Annotated in this window: 11 protein-coding genes; 10 read left to right on the top strand and 1 reads right to left on the bottom strand. The window is 44.4% G+C overall.

What is annotated here, in order from left to right; translation table 11 throughout:
* Nucleotides 1-59 precede the first annotated feature (59 nt).
* The 5 genes from leuD to BACINT_RS15090 all read left to right on the top strand — a co-directional run bounded on the left by leuD (nucleotide 60) and on the right by BACINT_RS15090 (nucleotide 5363).
* Nucleotides 60-647: a 3-isopropylmalate dehydratase small subunit gene (gene leuD / locus BACINT_RS15110; RefSeq protein WP_007217260.1), complete on the top strand. Its 588-nt coding sequence runs from the start codon at nucleotides 60-62 to the stop codon at nucleotides 645-647.
* Nucleotides 644-2197, top strand: coding sequence for an alpha-isopropylmalate synthase regulatory domain-containing protein (locus BACINT_RS15105; protein WP_007664507.1), 1554 nt, complete (start codon nucleotides 644-646; stop codon nucleotides 2195-2197). Before leuD ends, BACINT_RS15105 begins: the two co-directional genes overlap by 4 nt.
* Before the next feature lie 54 nt (nucleotides 2198-2251).
* On the top strand, nucleotides 2252-3313 hold the full coding sequence (leuB, locus tag BACINT_RS15100; RefSeq protein ID WP_007214989.1) for a 3-isopropylmalate dehydrogenase: 1062 nt from the start codon (nucleotides 2252-2254) through the stop codon (nucleotides 3311-3313).
* Between the two features lie 93 nt (nucleotides 3314-3406).
* Nucleotides 3407-4357, top strand: coding sequence for a cysteine synthase A (gene cysK, locus BACINT_RS15095; RefSeq protein ID WP_044155294.1), 951 nt, complete (start codon nucleotides 3407-3409; stop codon nucleotides 4355-4357).
* 181 nt (nucleotides 4358-4538) lie between these two features.
* The gene (locus BACINT_RS15090) at nucleotides 4539-5363 is read left to right on the top strand and encodes a tetratricopeptide repeat protein (protein ID WP_007664505.1); all 825 of its coding nucleotides are present in this window, start codon (nucleotides 4539-4541) and stop codon (nucleotides 5361-5363) included.
* Between the two features lie 131 nt (nucleotides 5364-5494).
* On the opposite strand, the gene recQ is transcribed toward BACINT_RS15090, so the two are convergent.
* Nucleotides 5495-7303 carry a DNA helicase RecQ gene (gene recQ, locus BACINT_RS15085; RefSeq protein WP_007664504.1) on the bottom strand — a complete coding sequence of 603 codons (1809 nt, stop codon included), beginning with the start codon at nucleotides 7301-7303 and terminating at the stop codon, nucleotides 5495-5497.
* A 278-nt stretch (nucleotides 7304-7581) separates the two neighbouring features.
* Here recQ and BACINT_RS15080 point away from each other — a divergent pair, with 278 nt between their 5' ends.
* The 5 genes from BACINT_RS15080 to BACINT_RS15060 all read left to right on the top strand — a co-directional run bounded on the left by BACINT_RS15080 (nucleotide 7582) and on the right by BACINT_RS15060 (nucleotide 12740).
* Complete coding sequence (locus tag BACINT_RS15080; protein ID WP_007214984.1) at nucleotides 7582-8046, top strand: helix-turn-helix domain-containing protein; 465 nt, start codon at nucleotides 7582-7584, stop codon at nucleotides 8044-8046.
* A 103-nt stretch (nucleotides 8047-8149) separates the two neighbouring features.
* Nucleotides 8150-10195, top strand: a complete 2046-nt coding sequence (locus BACINT_RS15075) for a dipeptidyl-peptidase 3 family protein (RefSeq protein ID WP_007664503.1) — start codon at nucleotides 8150-8152, stop codon at nucleotides 10193-10195.
* Nucleotides 10196-10212: 17 nt separating this feature from the next.
* Nucleotides 10213-10872 (top strand): DNA alkylation repair protein, encoded by a 660-nt coding sequence (locus BACINT_RS15070; RefSeq protein WP_007664502.1) that lies wholly within the window; start codon nucleotides 10213-10215, stop codon nucleotides 10870-10872.
* Between the two features lie 111 nt (nucleotides 10873-10983).
* Complete coding sequence (locus BACINT_RS15065; protein WP_007664501.1) at nucleotides 10984-11472, top strand: Fur family transcriptional regulator; 489 nt, start codon at nucleotides 10984-10986, stop codon at nucleotides 11470-11472.
* Complete coding sequence (locus tag BACINT_RS15060) at nucleotides 11469-12740, top strand: adenylosuccinate synthase (RefSeq protein WP_007664500.1); 1272 nt, start codon at nucleotides 11469-11471, stop codon at nucleotides 12738-12740. Before BACINT_RS15065 ends, BACINT_RS15060 begins: the two co-directional genes overlap by 4 nt.
* Nucleotides 12741-12793 lie beyond the last annotated feature (53 nt).

Raw genomic sequence — 12793 nt, 5'->3', positions numbered from 1 at the left:
CCAGTCCTCCTGGCAGAAGCCATTAATAATAAGTATTTCAAAATCAAAGATAAGAAACAATGAAACAGAAATTCAATATCATCACCAGTACTTGTGTGCCTCTCCCGTTGGAGAATGTAGATACAGACCAGATCATTCCTGCACGTTTTCTGAAAGCTACGACTAAAGAAGGCTTCGGCGAGAATCTGTTCCGCGACTGGCGGTATGACAAGCAAGGAAACAAAATCGACTCTTTCGTTCTGAACGATCCGACCTATAGCGGACAGGTGCTTGTAGCCGGAAAGAACTTCGGTTCGGGCAGTAGCCGCGAGCATGCGGCATGGGCCATTGCAGATTATGGTTTCCGCGTGGTGGTCAGCAGTTTCTTTGCAGATATCCACAAGAATAATGAACTGAATAATTTCGTATTGCCTGTAGTGGTGAGCGAACCGTTCCTGAAAGAATTGTTTGATTCCATTGCCGCCGATCCGAAAACGGAGGTAGTGGTGAACCTGCCGGAACAGACAATCACCAACAAGGCAACAGGTAAAAGTGAGACTTTCGAAATCAATGCTTACAAGAAACATTGCCTGATGAATGGCCTGGATGACATCGATTTCCTGGTAGAGAATAAAGATAAAATAGAAGCGTGGGAAAATAAAAAATGAAGTATAGACAGCCCCAAATAGAAATCATGGACACTACGCTCCGCGACGGTGAGCAAACCAGCGGTGTGTCGTTCGTCCCCCATGAAAAGCTGATGATAGCCCGTCTGCTACTGGAAGAACTGAAAGTAGACAGGGTGGAAGTAGCTTCGGCACGGGTTTCGGACGGTGAGTTCGACGCAGTCAAGATGATATGTGACTGGGCGGCGCGGCGTAATTTATTGCCCCGGGTGGAGGTGTTGGGCTTCGTAGACGGGTATACGTCGGTAGACTGGATACACGCTACCGGCTGCCGCGTCATTAATCTTCTGTGCAAAGGTTCGCTGAAGCATTGCACATGTCAGTTGAGAAAGACCCCTGAAGAACATATCGAGGATATTATTGGCGTAGTGAATTATGCCAATGAGCAGGATATGGAGGTGAATATTTACCTGGAAGACTGGAGCAACGGGATGAAAGATTCTCCAGAGTATGTCTTCCAGATGGTGGATGCACTGATGCACACGAATATCAAACGGTATATGTTGCCTGATACATTGGGTGTGCTGAATCCTTTGCAGGTCATCGAATATATGCGGAAGATGGTGAAGCGCTATCCGCATGCTCACTTCGATTTCCATCCGCATAATGACTACGACCTGGCAGTGAGCAATGTGCTGGCTGCCGTGCTGAGTGGTGCGAAGGGACTTCATACCACGATCAACGGTCTGGGCGAACGTGCCGGTAATGCACCGTTGTCCAGTGTGCAGGCTATTCTGAAAGATCATTTCAATGCTATCACTAACATTGACGAAGGTCGTTTGAATGAAGTCAGCCGGGTGGTTGAATCTTATTCCGGTATTGCCATACCCGCCAATAAACCGATTGTAGGTGAAAATGTGTTCACGCAGGTAGCGGGGGTACATGCCGATGGAGACAATAAGAGTAACCTTTATTGCAACGACCTGTTACCCGAGCGTTTCGGACGTAAGCGGGAGTATGCACTGGGTAAGAACAGTGGTAAGGCGAACATCCGTAAGAATCTGGAAGATCTGGGACTGACGCTGGATGAGGATTCCATGCGTAAGGTGACGGAACGGATTATCGAGTTGGGTGACAAGAAAGAACTGGTTACCCAAGAAGATTTGCCTTATATCGTTTCGGATGTACTAAAGCACGGAGTGATGAATGAGAAAGTGAAGCTGAAGACATACATCGTGAACCTTGCTTACGGTCTGAAGCCGATGGCTACGCTGAAGATTGAAATCAACGGACAGGAGTTTGAAGAAAGTTCCAGCGGTGACGGTCAGTATGATGCTTTTGTACGTGCTCTGCGTAAGATTTATAAGGTGACGTTGGGACGCAAATTCCCCATGCTGACGAACTATGCCGTAACCATCCCTCCCGGTGGGCGTACCGATGCTTTTGTGCAGACCGTGATTACCTGGAGCTATGACGGCACAGTGTTCCGTACACGCGGATTGGATGCTGACCAGACGGAGGCAGCGATTAAGGCGACGATGAAGATGCTGAATATCATTGAGGATGATTATGAACTTAAAAAATCAGAATGATGAGTTCTATTGAGGAAAAGAAAATAGAAGAATACCTAAAAAATAAAGAAAACAATGGATTTTAAAATTGCAGTATTAGCCGGTGACGGCATTGGCCCGGAGATTTCCACCGTAGGTGTGGACGTAATGACCGCCGTATGTGAGAAGTTCGGACATAAAGTAAACTACGAATATGCCATCTGCGGTGCAGATGCTATCGACAAAGTGGGTGATCCGTTCCCTGAAGCTACTTATGAAGTTTGTAAAAACGCGGATGCTGTTTTGTTCTCGGCTGTAGGCGACCCGAAATTCGACAATGATCCTACTGCCAAAGTACGTCCCGAACAGGGTCTGCTGGCTATGCGTAAGAAACTGGGATTGTTTGCCAATATCCGTCCGGTACAAACTTTCAAATGTCTGCTCCATAAATCACCGCTTCGTGCAGAACTGGTGGATGGCGCAGATTTTCTTTGTATCCGCGAACTGACCGGCGGGATGTATTTCGGTGAGAAGTATCAGGACAACGATAAAGCGTATGATACCAATATGTACACTCGTCCGGAGATTGAACGTATTCTGAAAGTTGGTTTTGAATATGCCATGAAACGCAATAAACACCTCACAGTGGTAGATAAAGCCAATGTGCTCGCATCTTCACGCCTTTGGAGACAGATTGCCCAGGAGATGGCTCCGCAATATCCCGAAGTGACTACGGACTATATGTTTGTGGACAACGCTGCCATGAAGATGATTCAGGAGCCTAAATTCTTTGATGTAATGGTTACCGAGAATACCTTCGGTGATATCCTTACGGATGAAGGTTCTGTAATCAGTGGCTCTATGGGACTGCTTCCTTCGGCTTCTACAGGCGAAAGCACTCCTGTATTCGAACCAATCCACGGTTCATGGCCACAGGCTAAAGGTTTGAACATCGCTAATCCGTTGGCGCAAATCCTTTCGGCTGCCATGTTATTCGAATATTTCAATCTGCTGGAAGAAGGCGCATTGATCCGCAAAGCCGTAGATGCTTCTTTGGATGCTAACGTCCGTACACCGGAAATTCAGGTAGAAGGTGGTGCGAAGTATGGTACCAAAGAAGTAGGAGCATGGGTGGTAGATTATATCAAACGTAGCTAATCTTTATTAAGGAAATAAAGGAACAACAAGATTTTTTCTACCTTTGTGAGGCTGTATCAGAGATTTTGATACAGCCTCTTAATTTTTATGATTATGGCAAAAATAGCAAAGAACCTGACGGAATTAATAGGGCATACGCCTTTAATGGAATTAGCGGAATACAGTCGTAAATATGGACTGAAACAGAATATTATCGCAAAGTTGGAAGCGTTCAATCCGGCTGGTAGTGTGAAGGATCGTGTGGCGCTTGCCATGATTGAAGATGCAGAAGCGAGCGGAGCACTGAAGCCCGGTGCGACGATTATAGAGCCTACCAGTGGAAATACCGGTGTGGGACTGGCGATGGTTGCTACAATCAAAGGGTATCACCTGATGCTCACAATGCCCGAAACTATGAGTATAGAGCGTCGTAATCTGCTGAAAGCACTGGGTGCTGAAATTGTGCTGACAGATGGATTGGCCGGTATGGCAGGATCCATTGCGAAAGCGCAGGAGTTAAGGGCATCTATTCCCGGTTCGGTCATTCTTCAACAATTTGAAAATCCTTCTAACGCACAGATTCATACGCTTACTACAGGTGAAGAAATCTGGACGGATACAGACGGAAAGGTAGATGTGTTTGTTGCCGGAGTGGGAACAGGCGGAACAATCTGTGGGGTGGCACGTGCCTTGAAAAAACATAATCCGGATGTGTATATTGTTGCTGTAGAACCGGAATCGTCTCCTGTTTTGGAAGGTGGAGTGGCAGGACCGCATCGTATTCAGGGAATCGGAGCCAATTTTGTTCCTGCTATTTATGATGCCTCTGTTGTAGATGAAGTGCTTCCTGTGCCCGATGATGAAGCAATTCGTGGCGGACGTGAGTTGGCGTCTACCGAAGGATTACTGGCGGGTATATCTTCAGGTGCGGCTGTATATGCAGCGCGTTTGCTGGCACAACGTCCGGAGTTTGCGGATAAGAAGATTGTAGTTCTTTTGCCTGATACGGGAGAGCGTTATCTGTCGACGGAACTGTTTGCATTCGATACTTATCCGCTGGATTAAGTACCAACTGTTTTTAGTATAAGTCACATCATTACAGTTCCCATTAAAGGAAACGGGCGTTCCCATGAGGGGAAACTGTAGTTCCCATTAGAGGAAACGAGCGTTCCCATGAGGAGAAACAACAGTTCCCATTAAGAGAAACGGCCGTTTATCTGTAAGTAACAAAATCTTTAATAGCATTATGAAAAAGTTTATTCTTTCTTTCCTTATATATATAATAGGTGTAACCTCTGTGTTTTCCCAAACTTATCAGGAACTGAGCGACCGTGCCATCGTCTGTACCGAACAAGACAGTCTGGCACAAGCGGAAAATTATATCCGTCAAGCCTTGAAACTGGAACCTGCTAATCCGCATAATGCTTTGTTGTTTTCTAATCTCGGTACTATCCAGCGGCGGCAACGGGATTATGATCAGGCTTTGGAATCATACACGTATGCTTTGAACATTGCTCCACGGGCTGTTCCCATTCTCTTGAATCGTGCGGCGCTGAATCTTGAAATGGGGCGGAATGAGCAGGCACGTGTGGATTATTCTTTAGTGCTGGATTTGGAAAAGGATAATCGGGAAGCACTTCTGATGCGTGCTTATATTTATGTGACCCAGCGTGATCTCAAGTTTGCCCGGGCGGATTATGAAAGATTACTGAAGCTCGATCCTCAGAATTATAACGCCCGTTTAGGACTCGCTACCTTGGAGCAAAAAGATGGAAACTTACAAAAAGCTCTGGAGATATTGAATAAGATGCTGGTAGAAGATCCGCAGGATGCAGCCTTATACGTAGCACGTGCGGGAATAGAACAGGATATGCAGCATGTAGATCTGGCGATGATTGATCTGGAAGAAGCTCTGAAACTGAATCCTTCGCAGACGGAAGCCTATCTGATGCGCGGACAAATCTATCTGTCCCAGAAGAAGAAAAACCTGGCAAAGCAGGATTTTGAGAAAGCAATGTCTCTTGGAGTGCCGCAGGCGGATCTTAGGGGATTGTTACAGCAATGCAAGTAAAAGTGTGCCAAAACAGAATAAAAGAATACAAATTGCACAAATAATAAATCAGATAAACTCTGATTATCAGAAGTATAAAGAAACATTATTTGCGTAATTTGTGTTCTAATCTTTATTTTGACCCATCTTCATTAAACGTATTTCCTGATTAATTCGACGAAATCCTTTCCGTATTTCTTTTTTTTATATTCGCCGATGCCGCTGATATTACCGAATGCTTCCATTGTAGTAGGGCGGGCTGTACTGAGTAAATGCAATACCTTATCGGACAGTACAATATAAGCCGGTAGTGCTTCTTGGTCTGCGAGCCGTTTCCGCAACGCGCGTAAGGCTTCGAAAAGTTCTTCACTTTCTGTGTTCGGTAACCCCAATGGCAATTCTCTGACTGGAATAGTCGGTTTCTTCTTTCGTCCTTTGGCGGGTGCGGACTCTTCACGCCGGATTACTGCCAATCGTGCTTGTGACCGTCCAAAGAGAACGTCGCTACCACTGTTCGTTATTTTCAGATGATTGTTCTCATTGTACGCTATTTCAAAATACCCCAGTTGTAGCATTTGCAACAAATAGTCTTGCCAATCACGGGCAGGAACTTCACGTCCGGCACCGAAAGTTTTCAGTTGCTGATATCCTTTCTCCGATACATCCGGTGTGTTATTTCCGCGCAAGATATCTACAAGAATACTCGTGCCGATCTGCTGTTCCGTACGGACGATAGCGCTTAAAGCTTTTTGTACAATAACAGTTCCGTCGAAACGCTGGGGAGGATTTTTGCAGACATCGCAGTTTCCGCAATCCTCTGTTGTAGCTTCTCCGAAATAACTCAACAGGATGCGACGCCGGCAAACATCAGCTTCAGCATACTGTTGCATACGTTGTAGCTTCTCCAGATTGATGCCTTGCTGACCGCTTTCCGTCGCAAACTTGGTTAATAGAATAAGGTCGGCCAGAGAATAAAACAAGAGGGTGTCGCTTGGTAGTCCATCCCGTCCTGCACGCCCAATCTCCTGGTAAAAACTTTCTATACTTTTAGGAAGATTGTAATGGATAACCCAGCGCACGTTACTTTTGTCGATTCCCATACCGAAAGCAATCGTGGCACAAACTATTTGTACACGGTCGTTGATGAAATCGTCCTGTGCTTCATCTCTCCGTACGGAGGATAATCCGGCATGATAGACTGCCACACGTAACCCTTGCTTTTGCAGCATCTGTGCCACTGTCTCCGTTTTACTGCGACTCATACAATAGATGATACCGCTTTCACCACGATGGCGACCTATGAAATCCAGGATAGCTTTGCTTTTTTCTTTTTGTTGGTATCCCCGTTTTACGGTAAGGCTCAGGTTGGGACGGTCGAAAGAAGAGATAAAAACCTTCGGCTGGTTGAGGTGTAACTGCCGTACAATATCCTCACGTGTAATTTTATCTGCTGTAGCTGTAAGAGCTATGACCGGAATATTGGGAAACATCTCGCGTATGAATCCCATTTGTGCATATTCCGGACGAAAATCATGTCCCCATTGTGAAATGCAATGTGCTTCATCGATGGCAAATAATGAGATATGCATATCTCTTAAAAGATAGTTGGCTTCGGCTATTAATTTCTCAGGCGAAATGTAGAGTAATTTCAGGCTCCCTTCCATACAGGCACGACGTAGAACGGCATTTTCAGTCTCGTCATTACTGCTGTTCAGAGCACCCGCGGCGACACCGTTGGCACAAAGTGATTCCACCTGATCTTTCATCAGGGAAATCAAAGGGGAAACTACTACGGCAGTTCCTTCGCATAACAGGGCCGGAAGCTGGTAACAAATGGACTTTCCACCTCCGGTAGGCATCAATACCAGTGAATCTCTTCCATCCAGTACTGTGCGGATAATCTCTTCCTGTAAAGGTCGGAAACTATCGTAACCAAAATATCGTTTAAGCGTTTGTATCATTTTAGCTGATAAAGTTTTATCCTGCAAAGGTACATTAATTATTGTATATAAAACAAGCTGATAAACGTATTCATTTTATATCATAAGCCCTTTTGTAAAGGTTAAAGTTTCTTATTAAATCGGCTCAAATACTACTTTTCAACCTTTTTCGTTGTTTATAGGTCAAAAATATGTACGATAAAAGTTGCGTATTAGAAAAAAATGTCAGACTTTTGTAAAGTCTAAAGGAAAATCCTTCGGGCTTTCATGTTTTAACAAACCCTAACCAGTTAATTCAAATGAGTGATTTAGAAAACAAGAATCAGGAAGCGGCTACTAAGAAGCGCCCTTATAACCTGAGAGAGAAAAAAGAGAAGAATGCTGCTTACCGCTCGTTGATTCGTCCGGAATTGGCAGATGAGTTGTATGACAAGATATTGAATATCGTAGTTGTGCAGAAGAAGTACAAAGATCCCGATTACTCGGCTAAAGATTTGGCGAAAGAGTTGAAAACCAACACTCGCTATTTGTCCGCTGTAGTAAATTCTCGTTTTGGTATGAACTATTCATGCCTGTTGAATGAGTACAGAGTAAAAGATGCAAAACATTTATTGACGGATAAGAGATATGCCGACAAGAATGTAGAAGAAATCAGCACGATGGTAGGTTTTGCCAACCGTCAGTCTTTTTACGCTGCATTTTATAAAAATGTAGGTGAAACTCCTAATGGATATCGTAAAAAACACGCAGATAAAAAACAGTAATTCTGCGTAGAACAATGTATAAAAAGGAAATATTCCGGAGCAACTGTTTCGGAATACTTCCTTTTCGTCTTTTCTAAATACCAACTCACATATCTCCCGACACATGAAGAAACAACTAATAGCATGTGCCGCTTTTGCATTGCTGACAGCTTGTAGCGGCTCAAAAACAACAACTGCCGAGGCAGATAAATTTGATTATACAGTGGAACAATTTGCAGACTTACAAATATTACGTTACCGGGTTCCCGGTTTCGAGAACTTGTCGCTCCAACAGAAAGAGCTGGTGTATTACCTTACGGAAGCTGCTTTGCAGGGCCGTGATATTCTCTTCGATCAGAATGGAAAATATAACTTGCGCATTCGTAGGACGTTAGAAGCAGTTTATACAGGATATAAAGGAGACAAAAATACGCCTGATTTTAAGGCGATGGAAGTGTACCTTAAACGTGTGTGGTTCTCTAATGGCATTCACCACCATTATGGCTCTGAGAAGTTCGTGCCTGGTTTTGTACCCGAATTTTTCAAAGAGGCTGTGCTGAGTGTAGATGCCTCTACATTGCCGCTGGCTGAAGGACAAACCGCAGAACAATTATGCGATGAGCTGTCTCCGGTTATTTTCGATCCGACTGTAATGCCGAAGCGCGTGAACCAGGCGGCAGGAGAGGACTTAGTGTTGACTTCTGCTTGCAATTATTATGACGGTGTGACGCAGAAAGAAGCTGAAGACTTCTATAATGCAATGAAAGACCCGAAAGATGAAACGCCTGTTTCTTACGGTTTGAATAGTCGTTTGGTGAAGGAAAACGGCAAGATTCAGGAAAAGGTCTGGAAAGTGGGTGGTCTGTACGGACAGGTTATCGATAAGATCGTATACTGGCTGAAGAAAGCAGAAGGCGTAGCTGAAAACCCGGAACAGAAGGCTGTGATTGCCGAACTGATAAAGTTTTATGAGACCGGTGATCTGAAGACTTTTGATGAATATGCTATCCTTTGGGTGAAAGATTTGAATTCCCTTGTGGACTTTGTAAATGGATTTACTGAAAGCTATGGTGATCCGTTGGGTATGAAGGCAAGCTGGGAATCATTGGTGAACTTTAAGGATATGGAAGCTACGCATCGTACTGAGATTATCAGTGGCAATGCGCAATGGTTTGAAGATCACTCTCCGGTAGATAAACTATTCAAGAAAGATGAAGTGAAAGGTGTTTCCGCCAAGGTGATTACTGCTGCGATTTTGGCCGGTGACCTTTATCCAGCAACGGCTATCGGTATCAATCTGCCCAACTCCAACTGGATACGCAGCCATCATGGTTCTAAATCCGTGACTATCGGTAATATTACGGATGCATATAATAAGGCGGCTCATGGCAACGGATTCAATGAAGAGTTTGTATATAGCGATACCGAATTGCAGTTGATAGATAAATATGCCGATCTGACGGGCGAACTCCATACGGACTTGCATGAATGTTTGGGACATGGTTCCGGAAAGTTGCTTCCGGGAGTTGATCCGGATGCTTTGAAAGCCTATGGCTCTACGATCGAGGAAGCGCGTGCGGACTTATTCGGTTTGTATTATGTAGCTGATCCTAAGTTGGTAGAATTGGGACTGACACCTAATGCGGATGCTTACAAAGCAGAATATTATACTTATCTGATGAACGGCCTGATGACACAACTCGTTCGCATAGAACCGGGTAACGATGTGGAAGAAGCCCACATGCGTAATCGTCAGCTCATTGCCCGCTGGGTGTTTGAGAAAGGTGCGGCGGATAAAGTAGTAGAACTGGTGAGGAGAGATGGTAAGACTTATGTAGTAGTGAACGATTACGGAAAGTTGCGTACACTCTTCGGTGAATTACTGTCCGAGATCCAACGTATCAAATCAACAGGCGACTATCAGGGTGCGCATGATTTGGTAGAAAACTATGCAGTGAAGGTAGATCCGGTTTTGCATGCCGAAGTTCTGGAACGTTATAAGAAACTGAATCTGGCTCCGTACAAGGGATTTGTAAATCCGAAATATGAAGCAGTGGTAGATGCAGCCGGTAAGATAACCGACGTAAAGGTGACTTATGACGAAGGTTATGCGGAACAAATGTTGCGTTACAGTAAGGATTATTCTAATCTGCCTTCTATTAATAATTAACTATAAATCATTGTTTGGTGGATCTACATGAACAACTGAAAGAAATAAAGACACAGCTCCGCCTCTCTATGAACGGGGCTGTGTCTCAAAGTATGCGTGAAAAGGGGCTGGTTTATAAATTGAATTTCGGTGTAGAACTTCCCCGTATCAAGGCGATTGCCGAAACGTATGAAAAAGACCACTCATTGGCGCAAGCTTTGTGGAAAGAAGATATCCGCGAATGTAAGATTATGGCGGGGCTGTTACAACCGGTAGACAGCTTCTTTCCGGAAATTGCAGATATTTGGGTGGAAAATATTCAGAACATTGAAATAGCGGAATTTACTTCTATGAATTTGTTCCAGCATCTTCCTTATGCTCCTGCGAAATCTTTTCAATGGATTGCGGATGAGCGGGAGTATATACAGACGTGCGGCTTTCTCACCATTGCCCGCTTGCTGATGAAGAAAGGTGATATGAATGAACGGGCTGTGAACGAATTTCTCGACCAGGCAGTTTGTGCTTTCATTTCCGGTTCCTACCACGTGCGCAATGCAGCTATGGCGGCCATTCGCCGTTTCATGCAGCATAGTGAAGAACATGCTTTCCAAGTATGTCGCCGGGTGGAAGAGATGGAACATTCCGAATCGGAGGCCGAACAGTTGCTATATAATCTTGTAAGAGAAGAAGTAGAATAAAGTGATAGGGTGATTACTCTATCACTCTTTTTTTGTTTTTTTTCCTCTTTCTCATTTGCTTTCCGCAAAAAAGGCTTAACTTTGTTGGCTGTAAAAAACTGTGCCGCCAAAATGGAAAGTCAGAATGTGAAAGATACGGTAAAGCAGATATTCACTGAATATCTCAACGCGAACGGGCATCGCAAGACTCCCGAGCGCTATGCCATACTCGATACTATCTATTCCATTGATGGGCATTTTGACATCGATACACTTTATTCGCTGATGGCTGACCAGGAAAATTTCCGTGTAAGCCGCGCGACTCTTTACAATACTATTATCCTTCTCATCAATGCAAGACTGGTTATTAAACACCAGTTTGGAAATTCCTCCCAATACGAAAAAAGTTATAACCGTGATACGCATCACCATCAGATCTGCACGCAGTGTGGTAAAGTAACTGAGTTTCAGAACGAAGAATTACAGCAGGCGATTGGGAATACTAAATTGAGTCGGTTCAGTCTGTCGCATTATTCGCTTTATCTGTATGGATTGTGCAGTAAGTGCGACCGAGCTAACAAACGTAAGAAGAAAAGTAATAACTATAAGAAAGAAAAATGAAAGTAGATGTTCTATTAGGATTACAATGGGGCGACGAAGGCAAAGGCAAAGTCGTTGACGTATTAACTCCGAGATACGATGTCGTGGCTCGCTTCCAAGGCGGACCGAATGCCGGACATACACTCGAGTTCGAAGGGCAGAAGTATGTGCTCCGTTCTATTCCCTCGGGAATTTTCCAAGGTGACAAGGTGAATATCATTGGTAATGGCGTAGTGCTTGATCCGGCTCTCTTTAAGGCAGAGGCTGAAGCATTGGAAGCATCCGGTCATAACCTGAAAGCGCGCTTGCATATCTCTAAGAAAGCGCATCTCATCTTGCCGACCCACCGCATATTGGACGCCGCTTACGAAGCTGCGAAAGGTGATGCTAAAGTAGGCACGACGGGTAAAGGTATCGGCCCGACTTATACTGATAAGATTAGCCGTAACGGTGTGCGTGTAGGTGATATCCTGCATAACTTCGAACAGAAATATGCTGAAGCCAAAGCACGTCATGAGCAAATTCTGAAAGGTTTGAACTATGAATATGACCTGACAGAAATTGAAAAGGCCTGGATGGAAGGCATTGAGTACCTGAAGCAATTCCCGTTGGTAGACAGCGAGCATGAAATCAATAACCTGCTGAACGATAATAAGTCAGTACTTTGTGAAGGTGCTCAAGGTACGATGTTGGATATCGACTTTGGTTCTTATCCGTTCGTTACTTCTTCCAATACTATTTGTGCAGGTGCATGTACCGGTTTGGGTGTGGCTCCTAATAAGATTGGTGAAGTCTATGGTATCTTCAAAGCATATTGTACACGTGTAGGTGCAGGTCCGTTCCCGACGGAACTGTTTGATAAGACAGGTGACCAGATTTGTACACTGGGACATGAGTTCGGTTCGGTAACAGGTCGTAAACGTCGTTGCGGTTGGATTGACTTGGTGGCGTTAAAGTATGCCATTATGGTAGACGGTGTTACCAAATTGATCATGATGAAGAGCGATGTACTTGATTCATTCGAAACAATCAAAGCCTGTGTAGCTTATAAAGTAAACGGTGAAGAAATTGATTATTTCCCGTATGACATCAGCGAAGGTCTTGAGCCGGTTTATGTTGAGTTACCCGGTTGGGAGACTGACATGACGAGAATGCAGAGCGAAGACGAATTCCCTGAAGAATTTAATGCTTACCTGACATTCCTGGAAGAACAGTTTGGTGTGCCCATTAAGATCGTTTCCGTAGGTCCTGACCGTGGACAGACGATTGAACGTTATACAGAAGAGTAAGTCTAATTATATTATAATGAGATTACATCAGTATATGTGCTGATGTAATCTCA

It is taken from the genome of Bacteroides intestinalis DSM 17393, assembly GCF_000172175.1.
GTDB classification, from domain to species: domain Bacteria; phylum Bacteroidota; class Bacteroidia; order Bacteroidales; family Bacteroidaceae; genus Bacteroides; species Bacteroides intestinalis.
Note: the sequence above shows the minus strand (reverse complement) of the source record. Positions and strands in the feature narration are given on the sequence as shown.

Coding starts and splice junctions, on each gene's coding strand:
- leuD (WP_007217260.1), top strand. CDS start 60: ATGAAACAGAAATTCAATATCATCACCAGTACTTGTGTGCCTCTCCCG.
- BACINT_RS15075 (WP_007664503.1), top strand. CDS start 8,150: ATGAAGAAACAACTAATAGCATGTGCCGCTTTTGCATTGCTGACAGCT.
- recQ (WP_007664504.1), bottom strand. CDS start 7,303: ATGATACAAACGCTTAAACGATATTTTGGTTACGATAGTTTCCGACCT.
- BACINT_RS15105 (WP_007664507.1), top strand. CDS start 644: ATGAAGTATAGACAGCCCCAAATAGAAATCATGGACACTACGCTCCGC.
- leuB (WP_007214989.1), top strand. CDS start 2,252: ATGGATTTTAAAATTGCAGTATTAGCCGGTGACGGCATTGGCCCGGAG.
- cysK (WP_044155294.1), top strand. CDS start 3,407: ATGGCAAAAATAGCAAAGAACCTGACGGAATTAATAGGGCATACGCCT.
- BACINT_RS15060 (WP_007664500.1), top strand. CDS start 11,469: ATGAAAGTAGATGTTCTATTAGGATTACAATGGGGCGACGAAGGCAAA.
- BACINT_RS15065 (WP_007664501.1), top strand. CDS start 10,984: ATGGAAAGTCAGAATGTGAAAGATACGGTAAAGCAGATATTCACTGAA.
- BACINT_RS15080 (WP_007214984.1), top strand. CDS start 7,582: ATGAGTGATTTAGAAAACAAGAATCAGGAAGCGGCTACTAAGAAGCGC.
- BACINT_RS15090 (WP_007664505.1), top strand. CDS start 4,539: ATGAAAAAGTTTATTCTTTCTTTCCTTATATATATAATAGGTGTAACC.